The organism is Tateyamaria sp., assembly GCF_039940735.1.
GTDB lineage: Bacteria > Pseudomonadota > Alphaproteobacteria > Rhodobacterales > Rhodobacteraceae > Tateyamaria.
This window is the reverse complement of sequence record NZ_JBDVGB010000032.1, coordinates 24,118-39,213: the sequence shown is the minus strand read 5'-3', so window position 1 is coordinate 39,213 and position 15,096 is coordinate 24,118. Positions and strand designations below refer to the sequence as shown.

The 15,096-nt window shown below is 56.8% G+C and carries 14 protein-coding genes; 3 read left to right on the top strand and 11 right to left on the bottom strand.

Going from position 1 to position 15,096, the window contains the following annotated elements:
* Positions 1-52: 52 nt before the first annotated feature.
* From ABJF76_RS05895 to ABJF76_RS05865, 7 genes are all read right to left on the bottom strand, one after another.
* On the bottom strand, positions 53-985 hold the full coding sequence (locus ABJF76_RS05895; RefSeq protein ID WP_413822028.1) for a 2-hydroxyacid dehydrogenase: 933 nt from the start codon (positions 983-985) through the stop codon (positions 53-55).
* Entirely contained in the window at positions 982-1,392 is a 411-nt protein-coding gene (locus tag ABJF76_RS05890; RefSeq protein ID WP_413822029.1) for a VOC family protein, read from the bottom strand. Before ABJF76_RS05890 ends, ABJF76_RS05895 begins: the two co-directional genes overlap by 4 nt.
* Before the next feature lie 10 nt (positions 1,393-1,402).
* Positions 1,403-2,542, bottom strand: a complete 1,140-nt coding sequence (rodA, locus tag ABJF76_RS05885; RefSeq protein WP_413822030.1) for a rod shape-determining protein RodA — start codon at positions 2,540-2,542, stop codon at positions 1,403-1,405.
* Positions 2,539-4,482, bottom strand: coding sequence for a penicillin-binding protein 2 (gene mrdA, locus ABJF76_RS05880; RefSeq protein WP_413822031.1), 1,944 nt, complete (start codon positions 4,480-4,482; stop codon positions 2,539-2,541). Before mrdA ends, rodA begins: the two co-directional genes overlap by 4 nt.
* The gene (locus ABJF76_RS05875) at positions 4,479-5,018 is read right to left on the bottom strand and encodes a rod shape-determining protein MreD (protein WP_413822032.1); all 540 of its coding nucleotides are present in this window, start codon (positions 5,016-5,018) and stop codon (positions 4,479-4,481) included. Before ABJF76_RS05875 ends, mrdA begins: the two co-directional genes overlap by 4 nt.
* Positions 5,015-5,911, bottom strand: a complete 897-nt coding sequence (mreC, locus tag ABJF76_RS05870) for a rod shape-determining protein MreC (RefSeq protein ID WP_413822033.1) — start codon at positions 5,909-5,911, stop codon at positions 5,015-5,017. Before mreC ends, ABJF76_RS05875 begins: the two co-directional genes overlap by 4 nt.
* 81 nt (positions 5,912-5,992) lie before the next feature.
* Positions 5,993-7,039 carry a rod shape-determining protein gene (locus ABJF76_RS05865; protein WP_413822034.1) on the bottom strand — a complete coding sequence of 349 codons (1,047 nt, stop codon included), beginning with the start codon at positions 7,037-7,039 and terminating at the stop codon, positions 5,993-5,995.
* A 255-nt stretch (positions 7,040-7,294) separates the two neighbouring features.
* Between ABJF76_RS05865 and ABJF76_RS05860 the strand changes: the two genes are divergently transcribed.
* Complete coding sequence (locus ABJF76_RS05860) at positions 7,295-7,879, top strand: YceI family protein (protein ID WP_413822035.1); 585 nt, start codon at positions 7,295-7,297, stop codon at positions 7,877-7,879.
* A gap of 45 nt (positions 7,880-7,924) precedes the next feature.
* Here ABJF76_RS05860 and ABJF76_RS05855 read toward each other — a convergent pair whose 3' ends face one another.
* The gene (locus ABJF76_RS05855) at positions 7,925-9,496 is read right to left on the bottom strand and encodes a 2-isopropylmalate synthase (RefSeq protein WP_413822036.1); all 1,572 of its coding nucleotides are present in this window, start codon (positions 9,494-9,496) and stop codon (positions 7,925-7,927) included.
* Positions 9,497-9,780: 284 nt separating this feature from the next.
* On the opposite strand from ABJF76_RS05855, the gene ABJF76_RS05850 reads away from it, so the two are divergent.
* Both ABJF76_RS05850 and ABJF76_RS05845 read left to right on the top strand, forming a co-directional pair.
* Positions 9,781-10,443 (top strand): SDR family NAD(P)-dependent oxidoreductase, encoded by a 663-nt coding sequence (locus tag ABJF76_RS05850; RefSeq protein WP_413822037.1) that lies wholly within the window; start codon positions 9,781-9,783, stop codon positions 10,441-10,443.
* Positions 10,437-11,966 (top strand): cryptochrome/photolyase family protein, encoded by a 1,530-nt coding sequence (locus ABJF76_RS05845; protein WP_413822038.1) that lies wholly within the window; start codon positions 10,437-10,439, stop codon positions 11,964-11,966. The genes ABJF76_RS05850 and ABJF76_RS05845 overlap by 7 nt, the downstream gene beginning before the upstream one ends.
* A 4-nt stretch (positions 11,967-11,970) precedes the next feature.
* On the opposite strand, the gene ABJF76_RS05840 is transcribed toward ABJF76_RS05845, so the two are convergent.
* From ABJF76_RS05840 to ABJF76_RS05830, 3 genes are read right to left on the bottom strand one after another with little or no spacing between them, the layout of a single operon-like run.
* On the bottom strand, positions 11,971-12,954 hold the full coding sequence (locus ABJF76_RS05840; RefSeq protein WP_413822039.1) for a glycerophosphodiester phosphodiesterase family protein: 984 nt from the start codon (positions 12,952-12,954) through the stop codon (positions 11,971-11,973).
* Positions 12,920-13,612, bottom strand: a complete 693-nt coding sequence (locus tag ABJF76_RS05835; protein ID WP_413822040.1) for a hypothetical protein — start codon at positions 13,610-13,612, stop codon at positions 12,920-12,922. The genes ABJF76_RS05840 and ABJF76_RS05835 overlap by 35 nt, the downstream gene beginning before the upstream one ends.
* Positions 13,612-15,045: an MORN repeat-containing protein gene (locus ABJF76_RS05830; RefSeq protein WP_413822041.1), complete on the bottom strand. Its 1,434-nt coding sequence runs from the start codon at positions 15,043-15,045 to the stop codon at positions 13,612-13,614. The genes ABJF76_RS05835 and ABJF76_RS05830 overlap by 1 nt, the downstream gene beginning before the upstream one ends.
* Between the last annotated feature and the right edge of the window lie 51 nt (positions 15,046-15,096).

The following is a 15,096-nucleotide window of genomic DNA, read 5'->3' as shown; positions in this document are numbered from 1 at the left end:
GTTTTCCGATATCGGAAAACGTACCGGAAACCGTGATCGGTTTCCGGCGCCGTCAGTATCCTGCGTTGGGGTCTACCAAGTGTAGGAATGGTGCGCCGGTCTCTCCCCGACGGATGTTTTCAGCAATGGTTTTTGCCGAGTAGGCCGCGCGGGTTTCTGACGCAACGTGGGGCGTCACTGTGACTTTTGCGTGCGTCCAGTAGGGGTGTTCTTGTGGCAACGGTTCCACACGAAATACATCGAGCGTCGCGTGGTCGATCTGGTTCGTCTCAAGCGCGGCAAGCAAAGCTGTATCGTCAATCAACGGTCCACGCCCGGGGTTCAGGATGCGTGCGCCTTTGGGCATCAAAGCAAGCGCTCGTTCGTCTAGAACGTTTTCGGTTGCCGCCGTGCTGGGCAACAACAAAACGCAATAGTCGGCGCGGGACAGGGCTTTGTCCAAACCCTGCGCACCTGACAGGCACGCTATGCCGTCGATCTGTTTTTGCGACCGACTCCACCCTGTGACCTGAAAATCCAAACCTGCCAATGCCGCCGCGCAGGCTGTGCCCAATTCTCCAAGGCCCAGCACAGTCACACGGGTGTCAAATGCCAACGGTGGTGCTTTGGGTTCCCACGTGCCGGGCGTCGCAGAGATATGGGCATCCATACCCAAATGCAGGCGCAGGATGTGGCCGGTAACCCATTCGATCATGCCTTGTGTCAACGCCGGGTCCACCATCCGCGTGAGCGGCAGGTGTAGCGTGGGGTTGCCAACGATGGCTTCGACCCCGGCCCACAGGTTAAGCACCGCCTTGGCGCGGGTGAAGGGCGCAAAGTCTTTGACCTCGGAGTTGGGCGCATAGACAATGTAGTCGACCTGATCGGCGGGAATATCCATTGCGATATGGGCGGTGATCCCACGGGCCGCGATGGCATCGCGCAGCGGTTTTTCATATTCGACCCAGCGATCCGGCTTGGCGGCAAACAGAACATTCACACTCATGTGGCAAAGGCCGCGTTAAGGTCACCCATGCCCTTAATCTCGATCGGATTTCCTGTGGGATCGGTGAAGAACATGGTGCTTTGTTCGCCCGGCAGCCCCTCGAACCGCACTTGCGGGGCTAGGATGAAATTTACATTGGCTGCGGTCAATTTTTCGGCCAAAGCCTGCCAGTCGCCCATCGCCAATACGGCCCCAAAGTGAGGCATAGGCACATCTTGATCCCCAACTTTGCCCGTCGGGGCAGATGCAAAAGGTGTGCCCAGATGGCAGGACAACTGGTGCCCAAAGAAGTTGAAATCGACCCATGTGTCGGTACTGCGCCCTTCGATGCAACCCAAAAGCCCTGCGTAGAAGGCGCGTGTTTCGTCCAGATCGCGAACGTTGAAAGCGAGGTGAAACAGGGCCATGAAATTTCCTTTAACGCGGTCGGTGGACGTGTGCGCTTTGGGCTAAACCAAAGGCAAGCATGAGAACCAGCATGGCTGACCCGCCATAGCTGACCAACGGCAATGGCACACCGACCACGGGGGCAAGGCCCATGACCATCGACATATTCACCGCGAAGAATAGGAAAAAGTTCAGCGCGATTCCCAACGTGAGCAGCGATGAAAAACGGTCCTTATTCGCCACGGCAGAGACAACACAAAACAAGATAATCAGCGCATAAAGCGCCAAGAGAGAGAAAGCGCCAACAAAGCCGAACTCTTCGGCCAGCGTGGTAAATATAAAGTCGGTATGTTTCTCCGGCAAAAAGTTCAGACGACTTTGCGTGCCTTGCATAAACCCGCGTCCGGTCCACCCACCGGACCCCAACGCGATCTTTGATTGGGTGATGTGATAACCCGCCCCGAGTGGATCTGAGGAAGGGTCAAGAAACGTGTCGATCCGCCGGAACTGATAGTCCTTTAACAGCTGCCAATCCGCACCGCGCGATTTCAGAACTGCGGTAATCAGCCCGGCCCCTGCCGCAATCACGGCTGCGAAATAAGCCCAATGAACGCCCGCCAAAAACATCAGCCCGCCGCCCGCTGCCATCAACAGGATCGACGTCCCAAGGTCGGGTTGTCTTAGCACGAGGGCCGTGGGTATGAGGATCAACACCACTGGCAGCAGCACCCAAAGAGGGCGCGATTTGCGTGCATTGGGCAGCCAGTCGTAATAGGCGGCCAGCATCAGCACCAACGTGACCTTCATCAGTTCGGATGGTTGAAGCCTAAAGAACCCCAGATCAATCCACCGTTGCGCACCCATTCCAACAGAACCAAAAAATTCAACGGCCAGAAGCAGCAAAACGGATCCTAGATAGGCAACCGATGCCATGTTCCGCCAGAACCAAGAGGGCACCATGGCGATCATCACCATCAAGATGAACCCAACGGCAAAGCGTTTCATTTGCGGCTCGGCCCAAGGGGTAAAGGACCCACCGGCTACCGAAAAAAGCATCAGAAACCCAACCCCAGCAACCGCCGCCAACAAAAGAGCCAAAGGCCAGTTTAAGAACAGGATTTTACGCAGCCCAGTGGGCACATATTTGGCATTATACTCAAGATAGCTCATGCTTGATCCTTGCCGTCGATATTGGCGATGGGTTCGATATTGCGCAGCACGCGTTGTTGTTCGCGCACGCGGCCACGATCCTTGGTGGGATAGGATTCAAGCGGCGGTTCGCCCCCGTAAAGCGCTTGCAGTGTGATGTCTCGTGCGATTGGCGCCGCGGCGACGGACCCGCCCCCGCCATGTTCAACCACCACGGCAACGGCATATTTCGGATTATCAAACGGCGCAAAGTTCACAAACAAAGCGTGATCGCGGCGTTCCCAAGGCAGGTCAGCGTTGCGCGTCACGCCGCGTGCGCGTTCAGCTGCGCTGATGTTGCGCACCTGTGACGTGCCCGTCTTGCCCGCCATGCGCATGTTTTCAGCGATGATGCGGCTGCCATAGGCCGTGCCACGTCGGTCATTGACCACGTCGAACATCGCACGTCGCATCTTGCGCAGGTTGTTTTCGTTCATGCCCATGCTGACCCCACCACCCGACGCCTGTTCGATGCTCTCCACTGATTTGATCAACCGGGGTGAGACGTTGTTTCCGCTTGCCAGTCGCGCCGTCATCACGGCCAGTTGCAAGGGCGAGGCGAGCATATAGCCTTGGCCAATAGAGGCGTTAACCGTATCCCCAATCACCCAATCTTGGCTGTGCGTGCGCTGCTTCCAGTCCTTGGTCGGTGTTAGCCCTTGGGTCACTGCAGACATCGGGACATCGTGCCGAACGCCCAATCCAAAACGGTTGGCCATGGCCGTGATCTTTTCGATGCCAACCTTAAGCGCCAAATCATAGTAATAGACGTCGCAAGATTGTTTGAGCGAGTTTTGCAGATCGACCCATCCGTGCCCGGCGCGCTTCCAGCAGTGGAATTTGCGCCCAGAGACTTCCAAGTGGCCGGGGCAATGGACCGTGTCGTCGGTGCCGATCAGCCCTTCTTCCAAGGCGGCCATCGCCGTCATCATTTTGAACGTCGATCCCGGCGGGTAAGCGCCCTGCACTGTCTTTGAGGCCAGAGGGCGGAATTTGTTGTTTAACAGCCCGTTATAATCCGTGGTCGAAATACCGCCCACGAACAGGTTGGGATCATAGGTCGGCGCCGATGCGATGGCGAGCAAATCGCCATTTGTCACGTCCATGACAACGGCGCTGGCACTTTCATTCAACAAACGAGCCTGAACGTAGCTTTGCAAACCTGAGTCGATTGTCAGTTGCAGATCAGCGCCTTGTGTCCCTTCGCGGCGGTCCAATTCGCGCATGACGCGACCTGTGGCGTTCACTTCGACGCGTTTGGCACCGCCTTTGCCACGCAACAGTGTTTCGGCCTTGGCCTCGACACCGACTTTGCCAATCTGGAACCGGGGGATGCGAAGCAACTGGTCGGGGTCTTCTAGGCGATCAAGGTCGTAGTCGCTGACCGGGCCAACATAGCCCAACACATGGGCATAGTCCGACCCAAACGGGTAAACGCGGGTCAATCCCACCTCGGGTGTGACGCCGGGCAAAGCGGGGGCGTTGACGCTGACGCGGCTAAGGTCGTCCCATGTGACCTCGTCCGCGACCGTGACGGGCAAGAAAGGGGCAGAGCGTTTCATCTCGGCCTTTGCGCGTTCGATTTCTTCTTCATTCAATGCGACGACTCTGCCAAGACGCGAAAGCACTTCTTCGATGTCGCCGGCATCTTCGCGCACGGCCACGATGCGATAGCTGGGCACATTGCGGGCAAGCGGCACGCCATTGCGGTCAAACACCTCGCCACGGGCGGGGGGGATGATGCGGATATTGATGCGGTTTTCTTCGGCCAACAGGCGAAATTGGTCGGCTTGGTCAACTTGCAGAAACTGCATGCGCGCACCAAGTCCGCCAACAAAAGCCAACTGCACGCCGCCCAAAATCGCAGCGCGTCGCGAAATCAGCCGGTGGCTGGCTTCGACATCCTGACGGGGGCGTTTCACGAACGTACTCCTTTGCCACCAAGTTCGTCTGGCGCCGCCTTGCGCACGCCCAACACACCATGGGTGATCGCGATCACCAGTGGATAGGCGATGATAGTCGCAACCGCTTGCAAAAGCAGCGGCCCAAAGGCAGGTGCATCGATCAAAAGAACGGCATGAACGACGCGGTAAGCGACTGCGATGCCGATGATCCAAATGGCGACGGATGCGATTTCGGCCATCAGGGTCGCATCCCGCAGTCCGCGAGATTGCCCCTTAAGGTTTTCACTGGCGATCAATGCCAGCACGGCCCACAACCCCGGTGGGCGTTGCAGCAAAAGATCCGTCAACAAAAAGGCCCCGGCCAGCAACAATGGCGGAACATATTCGGGGCGCCGCACGCTCCATGCAAAGGCAAAGCACAGCGTAAAGTCGGGCCAGATCAAGCCGCCAGTCGAGGTTTGCAGTGGCAAAAGGTGAAAGAACAGGATCGTCAACATCAACAATGCAAAGCCAGCGCGCATCACCCAAAGCCGCGAGGAGGCGTGATCGCTCATTGCGTCACCTCGCTTAGCTCTGGGGGCAAAGCGCTTGCATCGGGGCCAAGAACGTCATTTTCGTCCGACACGGGTTCGTTGCCATAATGGCGCAACACGCGCAAAAATTCCAACCGTTCATAATCGGCGGCCAAGCGCACACGCAGCCGCCCACCGGGGTCAGCGGCGACTTGGCCCAGCAGCAAACCAGCAGGGAAAACACCGCCATCGCCGCTGGTCACAACACGGTCGCCGGGGCGTACAAGGTCGGGGTTTTCCAGAAAATCAATAGGCGGCGCGGCCGAGTTGTCACCCGCCACGATGGCGCGCTGCCCTGATGGTTGGATGACCGCCGGGATGCGGCTGGAAGCGTCGGTGACCAAAATGACCCGGGCCGTATTTTGTGCGACCCCCGAAATGCGACCCACAAGGCCGATCCCGTCCATCGTCGCCCATCCTTCGACAATGCCATCACGTGCACCGACATTCAGCAGCACCGACTGTCGGAACGGAGAACCAGAATCGGCCAGAACAACGCCCGTGATATAGGTCAGGCGTGGGTCAAGGCGCACGTTATTCAAATCCAACAGCCGCGCGTTTTCCTGTTCCAATTGTAGGGCGGCTTCTTTCCAAGCTTCCATCTGGCGCAATTCGCGGCGCAGTTCGGTGTTCTGTTCCGCGATCCGGTTATAGCTTTGAAAGTCGCGGATCAGATTAACAGTGCCGGTCACCGGGGCCATGGCCCACTCCATGTTGGGCACGATGGTGTCCGTCACCTGCGCACGGAACCGTTCGACCCGTGGGCTATCGATCCGCCACAACAAAAACACAGCCGACAAAGCCAAGACCATGACAGCAAAAATCAGCCGCCGAAGCGGGCCACCATAGTCAACAGTGTTGCGGTCCTTGGCCAAGGGCGTCTCACCTTAAGTCGGGTCGCTATATGGTCGGCGATTTGCCCCGTTGGGGCAAGTCAACAGTCTGTTGCCGGGCTGTTAACTGTCGTAATCGATCGCATGGCGCAATTGTTTTTCAAATTCCAGCGCCTTGCCGGTGCCAAGCGCGACGCAGTTCAGCGATTCGTCGGCGATAGATACCGCAAGGCCGGTCTGCTCGCGCAGGGCTAAATCCAGATCGCCCAACAGCGCCCCGCCACCTGTCAGCATCACGCCGCGGTCCACGATATCGGCCGCAAGGTCCGGCGGCGTGGTTTCTAGGGCGGTCATCACGGCTTCGCAGATTTGTTGCACGGGTTCGGCAAGGGCTTCGGCGATTTGTGCTTGGGTGACTTCGATTTCTTTTGGTACGCCATTCAGTAGGTCGCGGCCCCGAATTTGCATCGAGGTGCCACGGCCATCATCGGGCATGCGCGCTGTGCCGATGGATGTTTTGATCCGTTCGGCGGTGGTTTCACCCACCAACAGGTTCTGCTGTCGGCGCAAATAGGAAATGATGGCCTCGTCCATGCGGTCACCACCGACGCGCACGGATCGCGCGTAAACGATGTCGCCAAGGGACAGAACTGCGACTTCGGTTGTCCCGCCGCCGATATCCACAACCATGTTGCCGGTTGGGTCGGTGATGGGCATGCCCGCGCCGATGGCCGCTGCGATCGGTTCGGCAATTAGGCCGGCACGGCGTGCTCCGGCAGACAACACCGACTGACGGATCGCACGTTTTTCAACAGGTGTTGCGCCATGCGGAACGCACACGATGATCTTGGGCTTGGAAAAGGTCGACCGTTTGTGAACCTTTCGGATGAAATGTTTGATCATCTCTTCGGCGGTATCAAAGTCGGCAATGACCCCTTCGCGCATCGGGCGGATCGCCTCGATCGAGCCGGGCGTGCGGCCCAACATCAACTTTGCATCTTCGCCCACGGCCAGCACTTTTTTCACGCCTTCCTTGATGTGGTAAGCCACAACCGAAGGCTCTGACAGCACGACACCTTTGCCTTTGACGTAGATAAGAGTGTTGGCCGTTCCGAGATCAATCGCCATATCAGACGAGAACAATCCGCGCAAATTTCCGAATATCGACATGCCCGTACATCCTGTCTTTTGTTGGCCGCAAGAAATTGAGGCCCGCGACTCGGAACAAGGCGCGGGCGCTCGTGTTATAGGCGCGAGTTTAGAGGGGCGAAAGGGTGGAAAGCGGACGGTTATGTGCGGTCTGCCGCCAATAACCCCACGGAGTTGAAGTTTTTTTGTAAGAGACGTGAATAAGTTCCGACCTTGAGCCGTTTATACCATGAAGGGACCCGGTTCGGGTTCTGCAATGAAGTTAGGGAGGTTTTTATGAAAATGTTACGCAATGCCGCTTTCGGGTTTGGTTTGGTGCTGGCCGCTGCAAGTGCGCAAGCCCAGACATGGACGCTGGAATCTAGCGCGTCCAAGCTGGCGTTTGGGTCGATCAAGTTTAACGATCTTGGTGAGGTGCACAGCTTCAAATCTATCGACGGCGCGGTTGCTGAAGATGGGACTGTGACGCTTGGCATTGATCTGTCATCCGTCGAGACCAACATCGACATCCGCAACGAACGCATGATGGAATTTGTTTTTAAGAATGCACCGCGCGCCACAGTGACAGCCCAGATCGATATGGGCGCTTTGGAAACCCTTGGAGTTGGCGATAGCACGGTGATCGAGGCAGACGGTGTTGTCAGCTTGATCGGCAATGAGGTGGACCTTTTTGGCGACCTGTTTGTGTTGCGTTTGGCGACAGACAAAGTGCTGGTGACCACGGATAGCATGATCTTTCTGACCACTGCGGATGCTGGAATTGATGGGGGCGTGGATAAACTAAAAGAATTGGCAGATCTGCCGATCATCAGTCGCGCTGTTCCAGTAACGATGCGTTTGATTTTTGACGCAGACAGCTGAAGACTTGCGTAAAAGGCGGTGCGCGTGTGGCGCGCACCGCTGACATCAGTTGACGTCTTTGTAGCTGACTTCCGGGGTGTCTTTGCCCGTTTTTTCGCGGCGTACAAGCAGACGGTTCAATGCGTGAATATAGGCGCGTGTGCTGGCCACGACCGTGTCCGTATCGGCGGATTGGCCTGTGACGATGCGCCCGTCTTCCTCCATTCGCACCGACACAGTCGCTTGTGCATCCGTGCCTTCGGTCACGGCGTGCACTTGGTACAGCTGTAGGCGGGCGGAATGTTCGATCAGTGTTTTGATGCAGTTAAACGATGCGTCCACTGGGCCATCGCCAGTTTGAGTGGTGCTTTCGTCCGCCCCATCGATGTTCAGTGTCATTTGCGCCTCTTGCGGTCCTTCGGTCCCGCAAACGACACGCAAAGACACCAGCTTGATCCGGTCTTCTTCGGCATCGGTGCTGGTGCGCATCAGTGCGATCAGGTCATCTTCGTAGATTTCCTTTTTGCGATCGGCCAATGCTTTGAAGCGTACAAAGACGTCTTTCAATTGGTTGTCGCCCAGTTCAAACCCGAGGTCTTCGAGTTTGGAGCGCAGCGCCGCGCGGCCTGAATGTTTGCCCATGACGATATTGGTTTCTGTCAGACCAACATCTTCGGGGCGCATGATTTCAAACGTTTCCGCGTTCTTTAACATGCCGTCTTGGTGGATGCCGGACTCATGAGCAAAGGCGTTCTTGCCAACGATGGCCTTGTTGAATTGCACCGGAAAGCCGCTGACGGTCGCGACACGGCGCGAGATATTCATGATCTTGGTGCTGTCGATGCCAGTGCGGAACGGCATGATGTCGTTGCGCACCTTCAGGGCCATCACGACCTCTTCCAACGCTGTGTTGCCTGCGCGTTCACCAAGGCCGTTGATTGTGCATTCGATCTGACGCGCGCCTGCTTCGACGGCGGCAAGGCTGTTTGCCGTCGCCATGCCTAGATCGTTGTGACAGTGCGTGGCAAAGACGATTTCATCCGCGCCGGGCACATTTTCGAGCAGCTTGGAGATCAAGTCGGCACTTTCGCGTGGTGCCGTATACCCAACGGTGTCGGGGATGTTGATCGTGGTGGCGCCCGCTTTGATCGCGATTTCGACCACGCGGTACAGATAATCAAGTTCGGTGCGTGTGGCGTCCATGGGCGACCATTGCACGTTGTCACACAGGTTGCGCGCGTGGGTGACGGTTTGTTCGATCCGTTCGGCCATCTCATCCATCGTCAGGTTGGGAATGGCGCGGTGCAGCGGCGAGGTGCCGATAAACGTGTGAATGCGTGGTTTTTTCGCGTGCTTGACCGCTTCCCAACAGCGATCGATATCGCCAAGCTGGGCGCGGGCAAGCCCGCAAATCACGGACGTGTTGGCGTTTTTGGCGATCTCGCTGACGGCGTTAAAATCGCCTTCGGAGGCGATGGGAAACCCGGCTTCGATAATATCGACGCCCATGTCATCCAGCAGTCCGGCGATTTCAAGCTTTTCTGCGTGGGTCATGGTCGCGCCAGGGGACTGTTCGCCGTCGCGCAGGGTGGTGTCAAAAATGACAACGCGGTCTTGGGTTTTGTCGTCTTGGGTCATTTTGGTATCTCTTTTTGAGTGCTGTTCCTGAAGCCTTGGGCGCGCGGGCTATCCTCTGAGCGGGCGCGCCAACTGGCTGCGCTCAGAGGCGGGTTAGGAGCAGTAGGTCACGCAACAACGCGCCCAAAAGGCGTGCGTCGAGGGTATGTGTGGCCTGTGTCATGTGCGCAGTTATACCGTGCGTTGATTAAATGGGAAGGGTGGTTTTTGTATGAACAGTGGATTTGCATATTTATGGAACAATGAAGGTGGTTTGTCCGTCTGTGTGATCTAGGTGAGGTTGTATGGAACAGGTATTAATTATTGGGGCATCCGGCGGGATCGGATCGGCCCTTGCGCGTGGGTTTGAGACACGAGGGGCGCAGGTGGATCGTCTGTCGCGTTCAGGCGATGGGTTTGATGTGACGGATGAAATGTCTATCGCGGCCCATTTGTCAGGGCGCGGCGTGTATGATCGCGTAATTGTCGCGACAGGTGCTTTGGAAATCGGCGGGGCTGCGCCTGAAAAGACGATTAAGCGCTTAAACGCTGTCGCGATGGCGGAACAATTTGCTTTAAATGCGATTGGGCCTGCATTGGTTTTATCTCATGCGCATGCATTGTTGCCGCGGGAACGGCCGTCGGTTTTGGCTGTTTTGTCCGCGCGCGTGGGATCGATTGGTGACAACCGTATTGGTGGGTGGGTCAGTTACCGCGCGGCCAAGGCGGCGGTGAACCAGATTGTGCACACAGCGGCCATTGAACTGGCGCGCACGCACAAGCACGCGGCGGTCGTCGCCATGCATCCGGGCACAGTGGCAACATCGTTCACTGAACAATATTTGAACCGTCATCCGTCTGTTTCGCCCTCAGTTGCGGCTGAAAACTTGATCGACGTCATGGGTCGTTTGCAAGCCGGGCAAACGGGGCAGTTTTTTGATTATTCGGGTGCGAGTGTCCCGTGGTGAAACGCCTGATCCTGATCCTTGGGGATCAATTGAGCATGGATATTGGGGCCCTGCGTCAGGCGCGCAAGGATCGCGATGTGATTGTCATGGCCGAGGTGGCCGAAGAGGGGAGCTATGTTGCGCACCATCCCAAAAAGATCGCACTTGTCCTTGCATCGATGCGTAAGTTTGCAAAGCGCTTGCGCGAAAACGGGTGGCAGGTTGCCTATTGCGAGTTGGACGATACGCGAAATACGCAATCTATACCGGGCGAGTTAATCCGCCGCGCGGCGCAGTTTGGCACCTCTGATGTCGTCGTGACGCGGCCCGGTGAATTTCGCCTGATTGGCGCACTTGAAAACTGCCCGTTGGATGTGACGCTTTTGGAAGATGACCGTTTCATCGCCTCGCATGCTGAATTTGAGGCATGGGCCGCGGGGCGAAAATCACTGCGGATGGAGTATTTTTACCGCGATATGCGTCGCAAGACGGGGTTGTTGATGGATGGCGACAAGCCTGCGGGGGGCAAGTGGAATTACGACCACGACAATCGCAAACCAGCCCCCGAAGATGTTGCCTTTTCTGGGCCATTGCAATTCACGCCTGATCAGATCGTCAATGATGTGTTGGATTTGGTCGAGGCCCGGTTTGGCCACCATTTTGGTGATTTACGACCGTTCTGGTTTGCGACGGATCGCGAACAGGCGCAGCACGCGTTGGCGCATTTCGTGCGTCACGGGCTTGCGCGGTTTGGGGATTATCAGGACGCAATGCTAGCGGACAATCAGTTCCTTTATCATGCGCTTGTGTCACCTTATTTGAACATCGGCTTGCTTGACCCACTTGAGGTTTGCCGCGCCGTCGAAGACGCGTGGAAGGCGGGCCACGTGCCAATCAACGCGGCCGAAGGGTTCATACGGCAAGTCATCGGATGGCGCGAATATGTGCGCGGCATCTATTTCCACGAGGGGCCAGAATACGCGCAACGAAATGCGTTGGACCATCAGCGGTATTTGCCGGATTTCTATTGGGGCGCACAGACAAACATGCGCTGCATCTCCAAAGCCGTTGGGCAAACAAAGTCAGAGGCATATGCCCACCACATCCAACGCCTTATGGTGACAGGTAACTTTGCGTTGCTGGCAGGGATCGATCCGACCGAGGTGTCTGAGTGGTATCTGGCCGTTTACGCAGACGCGGTTGAATGGGTCGAGGCGCCCAATGTTGTTGGTATGTCGCAGTTTGCAGATGGAGGGGTCATCGCGTCAAAACCTTATGTGTCATCAGGGGCTTACATCAACCGCATGTCGGATTATTGCAAAGGGTGTCACTATAAGGTCAGTGTCAAAACGGGGGAAGGGGCGTGCCCTTTTAACCTGTTGTATTGGCACTTTTTGGACCGCCACCGCGATCGGTTTTCCAACAATGCGCGGATGGGCAACATGTACCGCACGTGGGATCGAATGGATGATACCAAACGCGAAACGGTGCTGGCAGAGGCAAAGGCGTTCTTGGAACGCATGGATCAAGGCGGGCTGGTCTGAGCAGTCAGTTTGCAGGCTTTAACAGCGGCCCGATTACCTCGATCCGGTTGGTCCACAGGATGCCATCGAAATGGGCCGGGACACGGGACAGGGTGGTTGCGTCGTCAATACCGCTCGAAAAACCTGAGCCATCGTAAGGCCCCCAAAGAATGACATCTGTTCCTACGTGTTTCATGCGTTTGGTGAATTTGTAGGGCCAGCCCCATAAGAAATGGCCATAATCCATTGGGACGGCAACCAACGTTGCGTGGCACGCGTCGGGCACATATCCCGTCCATCCCATCAATGCATAATGCAGCAGACACTTCTTGAGCGCAGGTCGGTCAAAGCCACGCAATGCGGTGACGGCACGCGTCGGCGCGGCTCCGCCATAGACGCCGAACATTTGTGTGGTGGACCCAATGGTGCCCAACATTGACGCTAAATACCTGCCTTCGGATGCCCGATTGCTTTTGAAATTGATCAGATATTGTCCGCCGAGGTTTGCGTCCAGAACACCTTGTAGCGTTGGCATTTCGCCAATGGCGGTCCCACGCAGTGGAAAGGTCTGCCCGTCAGCGCTGTACCTGTATCCCAGATCAAGGGTGCTGAGGTATTCAAACGACTGTTTATGCGTGACGCCCGCGCCGTTCGTTTGGCAATCCAGCGTCCAATCGTGAAAAACGGCAAAGGTGTTGTCTGACGTCAAATGCACGTCTAGTTCGACAATATCTGCACCAAAATCAAACGCAGCCTGCATGGACCGAATGGTATTTGCGATAAAATCGTGTTGCGGTGCTGCGATGGATTGCGCGGTGCATGTGTCGTTTCCGCGCCCCTCACCGGCATAGATTTGATGTACTCCGCGATGTGCCAGTAAACGAGGCGTTTGTTCGGGCGGTATGGGCACGAACAGCGATGTGTTGTTCAACCAAAGTCCGGCCACAATGACCGTCAAAGCGATAAGCGCGCGCTTAAGGGTCATCCGCGATACACGTTTCAAACGCATCAATATCGCGTTCTTCGCTGATCTTTGCGCTGCAAGTTGACACTTTTTGCACGCATAGCACATCCAACTTAGGGAACTGGCAAGCGGTCATCGCGGCCAAAAGCGCTTGGGATGCGGCGTCTTCCCATTCAGAACCCGCCGCCGCGCCATCCATCGAGACGCCCAATGCTTGGGCTATAGGGGTTGCTGCGCCGTCCATGCTCCAACTTGTTTGCACCTGCTCACCAGTGGTCAGTGACAGGGTCGCGCTGAGGCTTGGCGCCTCGAGAAGATCGTGAAAGGTGCCAAAGGCTGGGGCTTCGCCCTGGCCGTGCCACAGCCGGTCGCGCAACATGCGTCCTGTGCTGATGGCATATTCGACAATGCGGCCTTGTTCGCTTTGGGTTTCGATCTGCTTTGCATCAAAGCCTTCGGGTGTAAGGGTGGCAACGACGCCGTTGCGGACCAAATCAGCGGTGCCGTCGGGCAGGGTGAGCAACGCGTAAATCCGTCCGATGGGATTGCGATAAAGGTGCAGGCCAAAGCCCGCGTCGTTGGTCGTGGTTGCTGCGCGCGTTTCAAAGTTTTGCAGCGGGTCAGTCCAAGATTGGACAAATTGCCAGTCCGCATAGGCGGGACTGGCAAGGCCAAGCAAGGCAACTGCCCAAAGGGGACGCATCAACCGCCGTCGCTTGGTGTTTCGGTTTCAGGAGTTTCCGCAGCCTCGTCGGTTTCGTTCAGCGCGCCACTGTCCCATTCACCGGTTGCCTCTTCGCCTGTGGCATAGCGCATAGTGCCGACACCTTGGCGTTTTCCGTCTTTAAAAGTGCCTTCATAAATATCGCCGTTGTCGTAGGTCGCTGTGCCCTGTCCGTCTATTTCTCCGCGCGTCCACGCGCCGTCATAGACAAAGCCGGACGCCATTTCGATCTTGCCTTTGCCGTGGCGCTGGCCTGCTTCGAATTGGCCAGAATAAACCGTGCCGTCGGGATAGGTCGCGGTGCCTTGTCCGTGGCGCTGGCCGTCCAGCCATGCGCCTTCGTAACGGTAACCATCGGCATAGGTCATCACGCCTTGGCCGTCATTGCGTGCGTTCTTGAACCCGCCCTCATAGACAACGCCGTTGGGATAGGTGGCTTTGCCAGTGCCTTCGATCACGCCTGCGACCCAGTCGCCTTCGTAGGTAGAGCCGTCGGTGTAGGTGATTTTACCGTTGCCATCAGACAAGTCGTCTTTGAATTGACCTTCGTAGACAGCGCCATCGGGATAGGTGACGCGGCCCTGACCTTCGATTTGTCCTTCGGCCCATTGGCCGACATAGGTATAGCCGTCATTGCCTGTAAAGGTTCCCGCGCCCTGGCGGCGGTCATCAGCGAAATCGCCATCATAAATGTCGCCATTGGCGTAAATAACCCGTCCTTTGCCTTGGCGTTGGCCAGACACAAGATCACCCTCATAGACGTCGCCATTGGGCTGGGTCAGCGTGCCTTGGCCGTCGATTTGGCCATCTTTCCAAAGGCCGACGTAAATCAGCCCATCCGGCATGGTCAGAGTGCCGGTGCCTTGGCGCAGGCCATTATCAATTTGCCCGTCATAGATGGCACCGTCGGGGTAAGTAATGATACCGGCACCCTGTTTGATGCCATCAATCCAGTCGCCTTTGTACTCATAGCCACCGGGCGATTGCATAATACCCTTGCCGTGGTGCTTGGCATTGCGGAATTCGCCTTCGTAGCGCACGCCGTTGGCATAAAGTGCCACGCCAGTGCCAAGGATAGCACCGCTGGCCCAGTCACCTTCGTAGGTGCCGCCATCGGCAAATGTGATTTTGCCGAATCCGTCGGGTTTGCCTTTGGAAAACGTGCCTTCGTAGACGGACCCATTCGGGAACCGCGCGCTGCCGGTCCCTTTGATTTCGCCGTCGACCCAATCGCCCGTGTATTCATAGCCGTTGGGCAGGCGGTAGGTGCCTTGCCCATGTTGTAGGCCACCGCGAAAGGTGCCTTCGTAGATGCCGCCATCGTCATATTGCTTGGTGAGCACATCACCTGATTGTGCCATGGCTGCACCGGGCAACAAAGCAAGGCAGAAGAACAAACTGCGCAAAGACATTGGCGTAACCTCTTTCGGATTCGTTAGCTTGTGGATTTGTGCAAGCGCCGT

Coding starts and splice junctions, on each gene's coding strand:
- ABJF76_RS05835 (WP_413822040.1), bottom strand. CDS start 13,612: ATGCGTCCCCTTTGGGCAGTTGCCTTGCTTGGCCTTGCCAGTCCCGCC.
- ABJF76_RS05850 (WP_413822037.1), top strand. CDS start 9,781: ATGGAACAGGTATTAATTATTGGGGCATCCGGCGGGATCGGATCGGCC.
- ABJF76_RS05890 (WP_413822029.1), bottom strand. CDS start 1,392: ATGGCCCTGTTTCACCTCGCTTTCAACGTTCGCGATCTGGACGAAACA.
- ABJF76_RS05840 (WP_413822039.1), bottom strand. CDS start 12,954: ATGCGTTTGAAACGTGTATCGCGGATGACCCTTAAGCGCGCGCTTATC.
- ABJF76_RS05855 (WP_413822036.1), bottom strand. CDS start 9,496: ATGACCCAAGACGACAAAACCCAAGACCGCGTTGTCATTTTTGACACC.
- ABJF76_RS05860 (WP_413822035.1), top strand. CDS start 7,295: ATGAAAATGTTACGCAATGCCGCTTTCGGGTTTGGTTTGGTGCTGGCC.
- ABJF76_RS05865 (WP_413822034.1), bottom strand. CDS start 7,039: ATGTCGATATTCGGAAATTTGCGCGGATTGTTCTCGTCTGATATGGCG.
- rodA (WP_413822030.1), bottom strand. CDS start 2,542: ATGAGCTATCTTGAGTATAATGCCAAATATGTGCCCACTGGGCTGCGT.
- ABJF76_RS05830 (WP_413822041.1), bottom strand. CDS start 15,045: ATGTCTTTGCGCAGTTTGTTCTTCTGCCTTGCTTTGTTGCCCGGTGCA.
- ABJF76_RS05875 (WP_413822032.1), bottom strand. CDS start 5,018: ATGAGCGATCACGCCTCCTCGCGGCTTTGGGTGATGCGCGCTGGCTTT.
- ABJF76_RS05895 (WP_413822028.1), bottom strand. CDS start 985: ATGAGTGTGAATGTTCTGTTTGCCGCCAAGCCGGATCGCTGGGTCGAA.